This window comes from Duganella radicis (assembly GCF_009720825.1).
Lineage (GTDB): Bacteria > Pseudomonadota > Gammaproteobacteria > Burkholderiales > Burkholderiaceae_D > Rugamonas > Rugamonas radicis.
Map to the genome: position 1 here is coordinate 76,404 of NZ_WNKY01000001.1, position 14,696 is coordinate 91,099.

Annotated in this window: 12 protein-coding genes; 6 read left to right on the plus strand and 6 right to left on the minus strand. The window is 66.0% G+C overall.

What is annotated here, in order from left to right; all coding sequences use genetic code 11:
* The gene (locus GM676_RS00315; RefSeq protein ID WP_155461390.1) at positions 1-1,332 is read left to right on the plus strand and encodes an aspartate aminotransferase family protein; all 1,332 of its coding nucleotides are present in this window, start codon (positions 1-3) and stop codon (positions 1,330-1,332) included.
* Positions 1,325-2,011: a helix-turn-helix transcriptional regulator gene (locus GM676_RS32890; protein WP_155461391.1), complete on the plus strand. Its 687-nt coding sequence runs from the start codon at positions 1,325-1,327 to the stop codon at positions 2,009-2,011. The genes GM676_RS00315 and GM676_RS32890 overlap by 8 nt, the downstream gene beginning before the upstream one ends.
* On the opposite strand, the gene GM676_RS00325 is transcribed toward GM676_RS32890, so the two are convergent.
* Genes GM676_RS00325 through GM676_RS00335 form a run of 3 tightly spaced genes read right to left on the minus strand, consistent with a single transcriptional unit; the run spans position 2,008 to position 4,343 of the window.
* Positions 2,008-2,769 carry an SDR family oxidoreductase gene (locus GM676_RS00325; RefSeq protein WP_155461392.1) on the minus strand — a complete coding sequence of 254 codons (762 nt, stop codon included), beginning with the start codon at positions 2,767-2,769 and terminating at the stop codon, positions 2,008-2,010. The genes GM676_RS32890 and GM676_RS00325 overlap by 4 nt on opposite strands.
* Positions 2,770-2,772: 3 nt before the next feature.
* Entirely contained in the window at positions 2,773-3,567 is a 795-nt protein-coding gene (locus GM676_RS00330; RefSeq protein WP_155461393.1) for an SDR family NAD(P)-dependent oxidoreductase, read from the minus strand.
* A gap of 5 nt (positions 3,568-3,572) precedes the next feature.
* Positions 3,573-4,343: a MoaF C-terminal domain-containing protein gene (locus GM676_RS00335; protein WP_155461394.1), complete on the minus strand. Its 771-nt coding sequence runs from the start codon at positions 4,341-4,343 to the stop codon at positions 3,573-3,575.
* Between the two features lie 158 nt (positions 4,344-4,501).
* Between GM676_RS00335 and GM676_RS00340 the strand changes: the two genes are divergently transcribed.
* The 3 genes from GM676_RS00340 (at position 4,502) to GM676_RS00350 (ending at position 10,830) form a co-directional block, all read left to right on the plus strand.
* Positions 4,502-5,890, plus strand: a complete 1,389-nt coding sequence (locus GM676_RS00340) for a DUF1329 domain-containing protein (protein WP_155461395.1) — start codon at positions 4,502-4,504, stop codon at positions 5,888-5,890.
* A gap of 32 nt (positions 5,891-5,922) precedes the next feature.
* Positions 5,923-7,317 (plus strand): APC family permease, encoded by a 1,395-nt coding sequence (locus GM676_RS00345; protein ID WP_155461396.1) that lies wholly within the window; start codon positions 5,923-5,925, stop codon positions 7,315-7,317.
* A 132-nt stretch (positions 7,318-7,449) separates the two neighbouring features.
* Positions 7,450-10,830, plus strand: coding sequence for an MHYT domain-containing protein (locus GM676_RS00350; protein WP_155461397.1), 3,381 nt, complete (start codon positions 7,450-7,452; stop codon positions 10,828-10,830).
* 12 nt (positions 10,831-10,842) lie between these two features.
* Here GM676_RS00350 and GM676_RS00355 read toward each other — a convergent pair whose 3' ends face one another.
* Both GM676_RS00355 and GM676_RS00360 read right to left on the minus strand, forming a co-directional pair.
* Positions 10,843-11,214: a cupin domain-containing protein gene (locus tag GM676_RS00355; protein ID WP_155461398.1), complete on the minus strand. Its 372-nt coding sequence runs from the start codon at positions 11,212-11,214 to the stop codon at positions 10,843-10,845.
* 15 nt (positions 11,215-11,229) lie between these two features.
* On the minus strand, positions 11,230-12,528 hold the full coding sequence (locus GM676_RS00360) for an NAD(P)/FAD-dependent oxidoreductase (RefSeq protein ID WP_155461399.1): 1,299 nt from the start codon (positions 12,526-12,528) through the stop codon (positions 11,230-11,232).
* A 150-nt stretch (positions 12,529-12,678) separates the two neighbouring features.
* Here GM676_RS00360 and GM676_RS00365 point away from each other — a divergent pair, with 150 nt between their 5' ends.
* Complete coding sequence (locus GM676_RS00365; RefSeq protein ID WP_155461400.1) at positions 12,679-13,788, plus strand: helix-turn-helix transcriptional regulator; 1,110 nt, start codon at positions 12,679-12,681, stop codon at positions 13,786-13,788.
* On the opposite strand, the gene GM676_RS00370 is transcribed toward GM676_RS00365, so the two are convergent.
* Positions 13,785-14,696 carry a SphA family protein gene (locus tag GM676_RS00370; RefSeq protein ID WP_155461401.1) on the minus strand — a complete coding sequence of 304 codons (912 nt, stop codon included), beginning with the start codon at positions 14,694-14,696 and terminating at the stop codon, positions 13,785-13,787. The genes GM676_RS00365 and GM676_RS00370 overlap by 4 nt on opposite strands.

Here is a 14,696-nt window from a genome sequence, read left to right on the forward strand (position 1 = left end):
ATGCAGGCATCTGCGTATCAATTCTGGCATCCCATGCTGCATCCGAACGAGATGAAGGTGCGCGAGCCGATCCGCATCGTGCGTGGCGATGGCTGCCATGTGTTCGATGACGGCGGCAACCGGCTGGTCGACGGCGTGGCCGGACTATGGAACGTCAACGTCGGCCACAACCGGCCGGAACTCAAGCGCGCCATCGCCGCGCAGCTCGACGAACTTGAATACTTCCAGATTTTCGATGGACTGAGCCATCCGCGCGCGGAGGAGTTGTCCAATCTGCTGATCGACATGCTGGCGCCGGAAGACATGCGCCGCGTGTTCTACAGCAGCGGCGGTTCGGACGCGGTGGAGACCGCGCTGCGGCTGGCGCGCCAGTATTGGAAAGTGGCCGGGCAGCCGGAGCGCACCAAGTTCATCTCGCTCAAGCAGGGCTATCACGGCACGCATTTCGGCGGCGCCTCGGTCAACGGCAATATGGTGTTCCGCCGCAGTTACGAGCCGCTGCTGCCGGGCTGCTACCACATCGAAACGCCGTGGACCTATCGCAATCCCTTCACCGAAGATCCCGAGGAACTGGCGCACATCTGCGCCACGCTGCTGGAACGCGAAATCCTGTTCCAGGGACCGGACACGGTGGCCGCCTTCATCGCCGAGCCGGTGCAAGGCGCCGGCGGCGTGATCGTGCCGCCGGCCAGCTATTGGCCGCTGGTGCGCGCGGTGTGCGACAAATACGGCGTACTGTTGATCGCCGATGAAGTGGTGACCGGCTTCGGCCGCACCGGTGCGGCCTTCGGCAGCCGGCTGTGGGGCGTCAAGCCGGACATCATGTGTCTGGCCAAGGGCATCACCTCGGGCTACTTTCCATTGGGCGCCACCGCCTTCAACCAGCGCATCGTCGATGCCTTTGACGGCAATGACGATTTTTCCGGCGCCATCTTCCACGGCTACACTTATTCGGGGCATCCGGTTGCCTGTGCCACGGCGCTGGCCAACCTGAAAATCGTGCGCGACGAAAACCTGGCCGCCAACGCCGCGCGCATGGGCGACTACCTGCTGCAAAAACTGCTGCCGTTTGCCGAGTGCTACGCGGCGGTGGGCGAGGTGCGCGGCAAGGGGCTGATGCTGGCGCTGGATCTGGTGACGGACAAGCGCAGCCGCGAGCCGATCGACCCGGCCAACGGCTATGCGGCGCGGGTGGCGGAAATCGCCCGCCTGCACGGCGCGCTGGTGCGGCCGGTCGGCACCAAGATCATCCTGTCGCCGCCGCTGGTGTTCAACCAACAGCATGTCGATGCGCTGGTGGCGGCGCTCGACGCGGGGTTTGCCGGTGCGTGAATCGCTGGCAGGCACGGCGCGCCGCATCGCCTCGGTGGCGCAGCAGTTGGTGGGCGCGCAGCGCTGGGTGATCTATAGCGTCGGCCAGGACGGCAACGCCGGACAGGTGCTGTGGGCGCAGGAGGACGAGCAACGCTGCGCCGCATACTTCTCCGGCTACCATCTGGACGATCCGCTGGCGCCGCACCGCATCGCGGCCACACCGAAAGGCGTGGCTTGCCTGAGCCAGCGGCTGGCCAGCGGCGCCGATCCGCAGGCGCGCTACCGGCGCGAGTTCATGCAGCCGTACGCGCTGAGCGACGCGCTGGAGATGCTGCTGCCGGTGGATGCCGGCATGAGCCTTGGCGTCAGCCTGCTGCGCGACGCGCCGCATCCGGGCTATTCGCGCGCGCAGGTGCAGGCGCTGACTGATTTCTATGTGCTGGCCTCGCAACTGCTGGCCTTGCAGGAGCGCGAGGCGGCGCCGGACACCGGCCGGCGCGCCCGGCTGGCGCAGCGCGCGCCACAGCTGACCGAGCGCGAGCTGGACATCGCCCTGGCGGTGGCGGGCGGCATGCCGAACAAGCTGGCCGCGCGCCATGCCGGCATGTCTCCCTCCACTGTCAAAACCCATTTGCATAGCATCTTCCGCAAGTGCGGCATCGCCAACCGCGCGCAACTGGCGCGGCTGGCCGCCTAGTTCTCCGGCAGCAGTGCGCCGCCGTCGACAATGATGGTCTGGCCGGTGATATAGGCCGCATCCGCCGACGCCAGGAACAGCATGGCCCCGGCGATGTCATCCGGCGTGCCGAGCCGGCCCAGCGGAATGCGCTGGCGCAGCCGCTCGGTGACGCTGGCGTCGCCCAGATTGGCCTGCGCCGGTGTCTGTATCATGCCCGGCTCGACACCGTTGACGGTGACCCCAAACGGCGCCACTTCCAGCGCGGCGGCGCGGATAAAGCCATTGACCGCCGACTTCGACGCGGCATAGTGCGCCAGCCCGGGATAGGCCACGCGCGGTCCTGTGACCGAGGAGGTGACCAGCATGCGGCCGCCGCCGCGCTCGCGGAAACCGGGCAGCGCCGCTTGCAGCAGATGGAAGGCGGCCCAGACGTTGACGGCAAAGGTGCGCTCCAGCAGCGGCGCGTCGATGGCGGTGAAGTCCGTCAGCGGGAAATAGGCGGCGTTGTGCACCACCACATCCAGCCCGCCATGGCGTTGCCGGGCGCAGGCGACGATGCGGGCCGGCTGCGTGGCGTCGGCCAGGTCGCATGCCAGCGCGGACGCCTCGGCGCCGCCGGCGCGCAACTGGGCCGCCAGCTGTTCGGCGCCGGCCTCGTCGCGGTCGGCGATCAGCACCGCCGCGCCCTGTGCCGCGAAGCGCCAGGAGATGGCCGCGCCGATGCCGCTGGCGCCGCCGGTCACCACCACGGTTTGTCCTGCAAATGGTTGGTCCATGGCTTACTCCATTCGGGTGAAGGCCAGCGTCGGCACGTCGACGATGGTGGAACCGCCATCGGCCGCCAGCACCGCGCCGGTCACCATGGCGGCGGCCGGGGAGGCGAGGAAGGCGCAGACCTCGGCGATTTCCTGTGGCGTGGCGGGACGGCGCAACGGCACGTCGGCGCACACCAGGTCGTAGGCCTGGTCCAGGCTGATGCCATGTTGCGCCATCAACGGCGCCATCTCGGCGTCGGCCATCGGCGTGCGCACCCAGCCGGGGCAGACCACGTTGGCGCGCACGCCTTGCGGGCCGTAGTCGCGCGCAATCGAGCGTGACAGGCCGATCAGGGCGTGCTTGAAGGTGGTGTAGCCGCACACCTCCGGCCCGGCCGCCAGCGCGGCGATGGAGCCGACAAACACGATGGCGCCGCGTTGCGCGGCCAGCGCCGGCAAGCAGGCGCGGGCGCTGGCAAAGGCCGTGTTGAGGTTGGCGGTCAGCGCGCGCTGCCAGTCGTCGTCGTCGATGTCGGCGCATGCGCCCTGGCCGAAGCCGCCGGCATTGGCGACCAGCACATCCAGCCGGCCGTAGCGTTGCAGCACGGTGTGCACGGCGCCGGCCATGGCGTCGCCATCGGCCGCGTCGCCGGCCAGCGCCAGGCCACCGTGGCGGCTGGCGACGGCCTCCACCAGCTCGCGGCGGCGGCCCATCACGGCCACCCGCGCGCCTTCCGCCGCCAGCTGGGCGACGCAGGCTTCGCCGATGCCGGTGCCGCCGCCGGTCACCAAGACCACTTTTTCTTCGAAGCGCTGCATGGCTCTCACTCCCATGGAATGGTGGCCAGCACGCGCGCATGGGCGCCGACGCCAAAGTTGCGGACCTGGTCGAAATCGTCGCCGTCGTAGCCCATGATCTTGCCGGTGGTCTTCATGGCGCGCAGGTCGACCATGATCACGCCCAGCGTCGGGATGATTTTTTCGCGCCAGATGAACAGGTAGAGGTCGGGCGCGATGGCGTAGTAATCGCAGGCGTCGGTTTCGGCCAGGCCTTTTTCCGCGCCATCGATGCAGCGCCAGGTGTAGAAGCGCTGGTTGAGGTAAATGTGTTCATAGCGTTCATGCGGGCTGTAGATGTACTCGACGCGCTTGCCCAGCATGGCGGTGGTCGGCTGCGGCAGGGCGGCATCGTCGGCAAACGGGCGGCCGACGGTGCCGCGCCGGGTGCGCAGCCGCACGGCGGTCAGTTCCTTGCCTTGCGAGGCGCGTTGCAGCAGCGGCGTGTGGGCTTCCTCGCGCGTCGGCAGGGTGCCGGTCAGTTCGATGAAGCTGCCGGCTTCCAGATTGATCACCAGGCTGACGCCTGCGCGGGCCGCGTCCTGTGGCAGGTAGTCGACAAAATAGATCCCGGGCCGTGGCGCGGTGACGCTGCATTGCGCCAGCTGGTCAATGGCGAGCAAGGCGGTGCCGCCGTCTTCATAGTGCAGTTGCAGCGTACGGCCGGCCAGATCGCGCGACTGGGTGAGGCAATGGTTATCCGGGGCGAAGGCGTCGCCGAGCGCGCCGACGGTGATCCATTCCTGGGCTTGGGTCATGGTGCAAATCTCCTGTGGTGAAAGTGCATCCAGTGTGGCGCGCCGTGCACGGCTTGCCCATCGGCCGATTGGTCGACGGAAGATTGCCGAATTTCGATATCGCCGGCGGCGCGCTCCTCATTACCATCAATGGCAGATGACCAACCAGGAGACACTCAATGCGTAAATTCCGTTCCGTGCGCGCCAGCGCGCTGCTCGCCACCATGCTGGCCGTTGCCGGTACCGCCCACGCGGCCGATGACGATGTATCCCGCCTCGGCAAAGACCTCACCCCGTCCGGCGCCGAGAAAGCCGGCAGCAAGGACGGCGCCATCCCGGCCTGGAGCGGCGTCGAAGCCCCCGCCGCCGGCTGGGCCTACGGCAAGTTCCGCGGCGACTTCTGGAAGCACAAGGGCGAGAAAGCGCTGTTTTCCATCGACGCCGGCAATGTTGAAAAATACAAGGACAAGCTGACCCCGGGCCAGATCGCCCTGATCAAGGCCACCAAGGGCTACCGCATGGACGTGTATCCGAGCCACCGCAGCTGCGGCATCCCGGACTTCGTGGCCGATAACACCAAAAAGAACCTCGGCGTGGCCAAGATCGGCGCCGACGGCTGGACCCTGGCCGACGCCATCGTGCCCGGCTACCCGTTCCCGTTCCCGAAAACCGGCACCGAAGTCATTTACAACAGCAAGATGCGCTATCGCGGCGTGGGCGTGGAGTGGAAAAATTCGCTGACCTCGGTCTCGCCGCGCAAGGGCGGCGGCGACTGGATCGTGGCCGGTTCCGAGCAGACCAATTACTTCCCGTGGGGCGCCAAGGGCAGCCGCCACCTGAACACCATCCCGGACGCCGAATCCTACGTCTACTTCGCCTATAACACGCCGACCGCGCTGGCCGGCCAGTCGCTGGCCATCCGCAATTACCTGAACAAGCCGGGCACCGAAACCTTTTACTACTTCCCGGGCCAGCGCCGCGTGCGCCGCATGCCGGCCTACGCCTATGACGCGCCGCAGATCGGCTTTGAAAATCAGTACACGCTGGACGAGCCCTACGTGTTCAACGGCCCGATCGACCGCTTCGACTGGAAGCTGGTCGGCAAGAAGGAAATCTACGTGCCATACAATTCCTTCGGCGCCTACAAGTTCGACGGCGAGTTCCGCCAGTTGGCCGGCAACGATTACTTCAGCAACGAAAACCGCCGCTACGAGCTGCACCGCGTGTATGTGGTGGAAGCCACGGTGAAGAACGGCACCCGCCATTCGTCGCCGAAGAAAGTATTCTACGTGGACGAGGACAGCTACAATCTGGTGGCAGCCGAGGATTACGATGGCCAAGGCAAGATGTGGAAGGTCAAGGAAGCCTTCCTGATTCCGATTTATGAGACCGGCACCTGCGATGCCATGGCGTTCACTCAGTACAACCTGCTGGAAGGCCGCTATGTGATCGATGGTCACGCCGCCGGCACCGGCAAGGACATGCGCTGGGTGGTGGATGCGGAGGGCCAGCGCTTCAAGGAATCGTTCTACACCTCGGATAACCTGCGTGCCATCAGCGAACGCTAAGCGGCAACCCTCACCAGCGAGACAAGACTGATATGGAGACACGACAGCACGGCGCAGCACCGAGGGCAGGCGGTACACTGGGCTTTTTCGCACTTTTTTCGATTGCCATCGGCGTGATTGTCAGCCAGACCAGCACGGTCTCGCTGTTGCAGGCCATCGGCATAGGCGGGCAGGGCTTTTTCCTGGCCTATGGCTTCGCCTTCCTGCTGTCGATCTGCAATGCGCTGACCTTTGCGGAGCTGGCGCTGTCGCTGCCGCAGGCGGGCAGCATCAGCACCTATGCCGAGGTGACGGTGGGGCATTTTCCCGCCATCCTGGCGGTGTTCGCCGGTTATGTGGTGCCGGCCATCTTCGGCTTGCCGGCCGAGCTGATGCTGTTCGACAGCGTGATCGGCCAGCTGTTCCCCGGCATCATGCCTAGCATGGGCTGGGCCTTGCTGCTGTTGGGGACGCTGGTGGTGCTGAACCTGGCGGGCACGGATGTGTTTGCCACCACCCAGCAGATCCTGACCTTCGTGATCATCGCCTTCTTCCTGGTGGTGGGGCTGTATGTGGCGAGCGGCATGCAGCCGGGCGCCGCGGCCGCGCCGCAGATCTGGAAGGGATACGCCGCGCATGATGCGGTGGCGCCGGTGGTGGTGCTGTGTTTCTGGACGCTGATCGGCTGCGAGTACGTGACGCCGATGGTGGAGGAGGCCAAACATCCGCGCCGTGATCTGCCGCGTGCCATGCTGCTGGGACTGCTGTTCATTTCGGCGGTCAACCTGTTGTTTGCCTATGGTACGGCGCATGTGCTGCCACGCGATGGCTTGCTGGCCTCGGTGACGCCGCATCTGGATGTGGTCTCCAGCGTGTTCGGCCAGGCCGGCCGCATCGTGTTCGCGGTGATTGCCATGACGGCCAGTGCCAGCCTGATCAACGCCGTGCTGGGCGCGGTGCCGCGCATGTTGCATGGCATGGCGATGCATGGCCAGGCCTTCCCGCTGCTCAAGCGCGTGTCGGCGCGGCGGCAGGTGCCGGTGGTGGCCTTGCTGTTTGTGGCGGCGTGTCCGGTGGTGGGGCTGGTGTGGGCGCGTGGCGATGCCAACAACATCCTGCCGTTGACGATCGCCGCGACTATCTGCTGGATGCTGGTGTATCTGCTGGCGCACGTGGTGCTGCTGGTGCTGCGGGTGCGCAGTCCGCGGCTGGCGCGTCCGTTCCGCACGCCGCTATATCCGCTGCCGCAGCTGGCGGCGATTGCCGGCATCATTTACGTGATCGCCAACAGCTCGCCGGAACCGGCCATGACCAAATCGATTGTCCTGTACAGCGGCAGCGTGCTGGGGATCTTTGGCGTGGTGGCGGCGTTCTGGGTGCGCTGGGTGATGAAACAGCCGCTGTTCAGGGCGGCGCCGGCACGGCTGCTGCCGCATCTCAGCCGTTGAGAAGGATTTCCTTACAAAAAAATCATCCTTGCCTGACTTTTAAATGAGGAGAGCTTTGCTACGGTGCTGACTGTGGCTGCCAGGAACCGACGCGATCAGGAGGTTTGCCACCTGTCCGATGCGATTCTATCTATGCTACAGCTCTTTTCTCCTCCAAACAATCCGACTCTTCTCCATTACGGCAGCTACACCCCTTCGCTGGTGTTGCTGTCGATTCTCGTCGCCATCTTCTCCTCATGGATGGGCTTGCAGGTGGTCGGCCAAGCGCAGCGCACGTCCAGCCGGGGCTTGCGCGCCCTCATATTGGGCACCGGCGGCCTGGCGCTGGGCACCGGCGTGTGGGCCATGCACTTCATCGGCATGCTGGCTTTCGATCTGTGCACCGTGGTCGAATACCATCACGGCACCACCATGTTGTCGGTGCTGCCCAGCATCGGCGCGTCCGCGCTCGCGCTGACCATCATCAGCCGCCGCCACCTGAGCCGCGGCACGCTGCTGGTCGGTGGCGTGCTGGTGGGGGCCGGCATCGGCGCCATGCACTATACCGGCATGGCCGCCATGCGCATGAATCTGGCGTTGCGTTACGACCCGCTGATGTTTGCGCTCTCCATCGTGGTGGCCGTGGCGCTGGCCACGCTGGCCATCTGGATACGTTTCGGCCTTGGCCGGCTGCGCACGCGCCTGTCGGACAGCATGCTGGGGCTGATCAGCGCCACGGTGATGGGCGGCGCCATCACCGGCATGCACTACACCGGGATGGCGGCGGCGCGCTTCGTCGGCACGCTGCCGGCCGATGCCGCGCCGGCGTCCAGCAGCGCGTTCCTGGCGCTGACCGTCACCCTGATCACGATCGCCATCACCGTCTTCGTGATGGCGGCCAACGGCCTGTTGCGCTACCCCGAGCTGTTCCGCCTGCAAAGCGAAACCGAAACCTGGATGCGCGCCTTGCTCACCACCACCATCGACGGTGTCGTCACCGTCGACCGCGACGGCGTGATCCACGAATTCAACGCCTCGGCCGAGCGTATCTTCGGCTGGACCCGCGCCGACATCATCGGCGGCGACATTCGCCGGCTGATCACGGACGCGCAGGGCGAGCCGGACTTCCTGCGCAACTATCTGAGCACCAGCACTTCCGCCACCCCCGGCGGCGGCAAGGAGGTCACGGCCCTGCGCAAGGACGGCGGGCAACTGCCGATCCGCACCGCGCTGGGACACGCCAGGCTGGGGACGCGCGACCTGTTCGTGCTATTCATTACCGATATCAGCGAACGGCGCGCCATCATGCAGGCTTTGCGCGACAGCGAGCAGCAGTTCCGCTCGTTGATCGGCAATATCCCCGGCATCTCCTTCCGCAGCAAGACCCACCCCTGCGGCGCGCCGGTGTTCGTCAGCGACGGCATCCTGCGGCTGACCGGCTATCCGGCCAGCGATTTCGTCGGCGACGGACGCACCCGCGCGCTGGGCGACCTGATCGTGCCCGAGGACCGCGCCGGCGTCGAGGCCGAGGTCGCGCGCGGCGTGGCCGAGCTGCGTCCCTATCAGGTCGAGTACCGGCTGCGCCATGCCGATGGCCGCGTGCGCTCGATGTGGGAACACGGCGCCGTCACGGCGGATGAAAGCAATCCGGCCATCCGCTGGATCGACGGCGTGATCCTGGACATCAGCGAGCGGCGCGAGATGGAGCAGGAATTGCGCATGGCTAAGGAGACGGCGGAAAAGGCGGCGGCCGCGCGCAGCCGCTTCGTGGCCAACATGAGCCACGAGATCCGCACGCCGATGAATGCCATCCTCGGCTTCACCGACGTGCTGCTGGACACCGCGCTGGACGATTATCAGCGGCGCCACCTCGACATCGTGCGCAAGGAGGGCCGCTCGCTGCTGCGGCTGCTCAACGAGATCCTCGACACGGCCAAGCTGGAAAAGGGCGCCATGGATCTGGAGCGCGACGACTACAACCTGCTTGGCCTGATCGACGAGCTGGCCTCGACCTTTGGCAGCAATGCCCGCGCCAAGGGGCTGGGCATCGACATCGGCTACGATCCGGCGCTGCCGGCGTGGCTGCACGGCGACGAACTGCGCATGCGCCAGATCCTCGGCAACCTACTGGACAACGCCATCAAGTTCACCACCGCCGGCAGGGTCGGCCTGCGTGCCGGCGTGCGGCAGGGGCAGTTGCACATCACGGTCAGGGATACCGGCATCGGCATTGCCCCGGAGCGGCTGGATGCGATCTTCGATCCGTTTACCCAGGCCGACGCTTCCATGACGCGGCGCTTCGGTGGCACCGGCCTGGGCACCACCATCAGCCGCCAGCTGGTGACGCTGATGGGCGGCAGGATCTGGGCCGAAAGCACGCCGGGAGTGGGGACCGCCTTCCAAATCAGCCTGCCGCTGGAGCTGGCCCGCAACGAAGCGCCGCGCGCCGGCGAGCAGGGCGATTATCCCTTGCCGCCGCTGCACGTGCTGGCGGCGGACGATGTGACGCAGAACCTCAATCTGCTGTCGCTGCTGCTGACCAAGCGCGGCCATACGCTGGACACCGTCAGCGACGGCGCGCAGGCGGTGCGGATGTCGGCCGGGCGGCACTACGACGTGATCCTGATGGACGTGCAGATGCCGGTGATGGATGGCCTGGCGGCGACCCGCGCGATCCGCGAACGCGAGCAAGCCACGCGGGCGCTGCCGGTGCCGGTGGTGGCGATGACCGCCAGCGTGCTGGCGGCGCACCGCGAAGCCAGCGCCGCGGCCGGAATGCAGGGTTTTGCTTCCAAGCCGGTGGACTGGCACACGCTGTCGCACGAAATCGCGCGCGTGCTGCGGCTGCCGGCCCTGGCTTCGGGCTCGGCGGCGGATGAACCGTCGCTCCAGCACCTGTTCAACCGGGGCGACGGCCTGCAACGCTGGGCCGGGGACGAGGAGATATACCAGCAGGCGCTGCATGGGTTTGCCGCCGACTATGGCGACGCCGCAACGAAACTGGACCGGCTGCTGGCATCCGGCGACCAGGCGGGGCTGAACGATGCGCTGGCATGGAGCCACAGGGTGCGCGGCTCGGCCGCCAACGTGGGTCTGGAACAGCTGGCCTTCACGCTGGGGCGGATTGAAGAACTGTGCGGGTCACTGCTGCGTGAGGGGATAGTGCAGGGCAGCGGTTTGCCGGCATACCAGCGCATGCTGCACGCGCAACTGAAGGCCGCGCTCGTCGCCATTGGCGCCGCTGGCAATGCCGGCGACACGGTCAGGGACGCCGGTCCTCCGCCCGCCGTCGCCGATGGCCAGGCCTCTGCCTATGATCCCGCGGCGGTGCGCCGGAACGCGGCCGCGTTGTTGCCGTCCTTGCAGCGCGGCGCGTTCGATGATGCCGGTTTGGCGGAACTTGTGGCCAGCCTGGCCGCCGCGCCCGCCGCGCAAACGCTGCTGCTGGATCAGCTGAGAGATGCGCTGACCGATTTCGATTTTCCGCAGGCGCAGGCGACCCTGCACAAACTGCTGGTTACGACCGAGCAGTAACCGCCGCCGGACCTACGCCACCGCGTGGCAGAAGAAATGCTTGATGAAGAAGTCGCTCTGGATTTCCCACAGCACTTCCGTGCCCTGGGTGACGAACCAGCTGTCGCCGGTTTCATACACCGCCGATGCGCCGCTGGCCACCTCGGTCAGCCTGACGCTGCCTTGCACCACGGTGGCCTGCTCGCTGAACGGGTAGGTCATGCGGAACACGCCGCGCGTGACGCCGAAGTAGCCGGCCGAGGCCGGATCGGTGGGCGCGCCAAACGTGCCCAGCGCGTAGGCGTCGACCGTGCCGGATTCAATCGTGGCGCCCAGTAGCGAGACCGGACCGATCAGGTGCAGGTCTTGTTGGCGGATGGCGTTGGAAATACGGGTCAGGCTCATGAAACTTCCTTTCTTTTAACGACGGCCGGTCCAATAACCGGAAACTTGGTGCCAGGTCTTCCCGGCGGAACAGATGAGCGGGCGGAACTGATCCTTGCCGACCACGCTCGCGCGGCGCACCGAGCTGATCAGGTCATAGCGCGGCGAACCTTCGGCCATGCCTTCCGCCAGGATCTTGCAGATGATGTGGCTGGGCGTCACGCCAAAGCCGGAATATCCCTGCACGAAGAACACATTCGGCTGACCGGGCAGGTTGCCGATCTGCGGGAACAGATTAGGACTGCACGCCATCGGACCGCCCCATGCCAGATCGATCTTCACATCGTGCAGATACGGGAAGATGTTCAGCATCAGCTGGCGGTTCCACTCCTTCAGGTCGTTAGGAATGTGGTCGATGAACGGCGTGGCGGAACCGAACAGCAGGCGGTTTTCTTTCGTCACGCGGTAGTAGTCGATCACCGGGCGGATGTCGCTGTAGGCGCCACGGATCGGACTGATGCGCTGGATCAGCTCATCGCTCAGCGGCTCGGTCATGCACTGGAAGGCGTAGGTGTTGATGGTTGAACGGTGCAGCTCGGGCTCCAGCTTGTTGAGGAAACTGTCGCACGCCCACAACAGCTTGTTGGCCGTGACCGTGCCCTTGGCGGTGCGCACCTTGATGCGCTTGCCATAGGTGACTTCCACCGCCGGCGAGTATTCGAAAATCTTCACGCCATGGCCGGCCAGCGCCTGGGCCTCGCCCAGCAGCAGATTGAGCGAGTGCACGTGGCCGCCACCCATGTGCAGCAGGGCGCTCTGGTAGGCGTCCGAGCCGATGATGGTTTGCACCTCGCGGCCTTCGAGATAGCGGATTTCGTGTCTGGAATTGAGCGACTTGAAGTCTTTTTCCCACGCGCGCAGGGTCTTGCCCTGGCGCGCGTTGAAGGCCATGTAGCCGTAGCCGTGGCAGAAGTCGGCCTTGATGTTGTATTTGTCGATGCGGGCCTGGATGATGTCGGCGCCCATGTCGCTGATTTCGAAGATGGCGCGCACGCCGTCCTCGCCAACGTCCTTGCGGATCTTGTCGAGGTCGTGGCCGATGCCGGCCATGATCTGGCCGCCGTTGCGGCCGGTGCCGCCGAAGCCCAGGTAGCGCGCCTCCAGCAGGGCGATGTTGGTATGGCCTTTTTCCGCCAGCTCCAGCGCGGTGTTCACGCCGCTGAAGCCACCGCCGATGACGACGATGTCGACATCGATGTCCTGCTCCAGGCTGGGGAAGCCGAGGTCGTATTTCTTGGTTGCGGTGTAGTAGGTCGCTGTTTCAATATTGATCATAAGAGTCTTGCACGCGCGGTGCACCTTGTTCTGCCATTGATGCCAGTATCTCCGCAACAGTTGCGTGGCCGTTATCAAAAAACGGCAAACATGGCCGCCGATTTCCCCTAAAATAAAAAAACAAAACCATCCATACTGGGGAGACAAACCATGCATACGGACAGCTTGCTGTATCAGCTCTACGCCCGTCCGGACGACGCCGGGCAGTGGACCGCCGTGCTGAACCAGCTATGCCGCGAGACCGGCGCGCGTTCCGCCGTGCTGCAAGCGGTCAAGCGCAGCGGCTCGCGGCTGACGATCGCATGGAGCGCCGCCGATTCCTACACGCTCAGCCGCGACGCGGCGCCGCCGGCCGGTATCGGCGACGCCGACAATCCGCGGCTCGAAGCGCGCCGTTTTGCGCGCGGCTTGAACCGCGTCGCCCGCGACGAAGAGTTGTTCGACCGCGACGATCCGGCCCAGCACCGCTTGCACGAGCAACTGGCGCAGCGCCGCCTCGGCCGCTTCATGGGCAGCTTGCGGCAACTGGATGACGACACCTATGTCGGTCTGGCGCTGCACCGAGCGATTGACGATCCGGACGATTTCTCCGCCGCCCACGCCAGCCAGCTGGAGATGCTGGCGCCGCATTTCGGCCAAGCCATGGCCTTGCGCGCGCGGCTGAGCGCGGGCGATGAGCTGGACCGCCAACTGCGGCTGCATGCGGACCGCATGCGCAGCGGCCTGATCGTTTGCGATGCGCGCGCGCAAGTGCGATGGATGAACCAGCGTGCGCGGGCGCTGCTGCAATCCTCCACTGGATTGCAATTGCGCGGTGGCGGCCTGCATGCGGCCGATGCGCACTTGCGCCGCCACATTGCCGAACTGGCGGCCGGCGCCGGCGGCAATCGTTACCTGACGGTGGGCGAGGGCAGGGATAGCCTGCACCTCGCGTTGCAAGCGGCGGACGACGCGGGACTTGCGGCTGGCGGTGCTTCGGTGCTGCTGGCGGTGACGCAAGCGGCGGCCGACGTGGCGGTGCCGGCCGCCGCCATCGCCGCGCTGTTTGGCTTGACGCGGGCCGAGGCCAGCCTGGTGGCTGGCCTGGTGGAAGGCTGCTCTCTGGAGCAGTATGCGCAACGGCGCGGAGTCGGATTGGGCACCGTGCGCGGCCAGCTCAAGCAAGTGCAGGCCAAGACCGGCGCCACGCGCCAGGCGGAGCTGGTGCGGCTGGTGCTGTCCTCCGCCGCCGCGCAGTTGCCAGAGCAGTATCCGGCCTAAAACACCCAGGCTGCGCGCAGCGCCAGCTGCGTGCCTTGCGAGCGGTTGCGCGCTCCGAACTCCTTGTACGCGTGGATCCAGAAATTCGGCAGGCCGGAGCGCGGATCGAAGAAGTTCAGCGCCGGCCCCAGCGCCGTGACGCGTGCGCGGTTGCCGTTGCTGATGCCGGCACCGTCGTCATCGCTCAGCTGCCGGTAGTGATAGCCGCCCAGCCCTATCGTAAACGCCCCCACGTGCTGACCCAGCGCGAACTCATGCTGCCACTCGGTGCCGGAACGATAATCGGTGGCGTGGTTGCGCGTGTTGAAGTTCAGCTGAATGGTTGACGACACCTCAAAGCCGCTGGCGCCGATGCGGGTGAAGGCATAGGTTGGCGAATAGGTCCAGTGATTGGTGCCGGGATTGATCAGGCGGTTCTTGTCGTACGAACCGGTAGGCGCCTGCACCTGCAAGGCGGCGTACTGGAACCAGCCCTGGCCGGCCCATTGCAGGATCACCGGCATTACGCTGATGTCACCCATGGCGGTCTGCTTGCCGTGCAGGTCGAGCCGGCCGGCTGGCGTCGGCACGCCGAGGTTGAGCTTCATGTTCAGCAGCGGCAGCACCGCCGCATAGCCGTACTGGGCGCCGAGGATTTCGGTGCGGGTCATTTTGATGACGGCCACGCCCAGGCTGTTCACGTCCAGATCGACCGCTACCGGCGAGCGCTTGCCGTCGTTGTCGCGCAATTGGTTGGCGTGGTAGAAGGTGCTGCGCACGCCGACCGCCGCCACGTCGGACGGCGGCGGCATGATGCCGGCGCCAAAATCGGTGACGCCGAATGGGGTGATCGGTGCGCCGCCTTCCACCGCGGCGGCGGAGCCGGCGAGGAAGAACAGGCATGCTGCGTATTTTTGTTGGATGTTCAT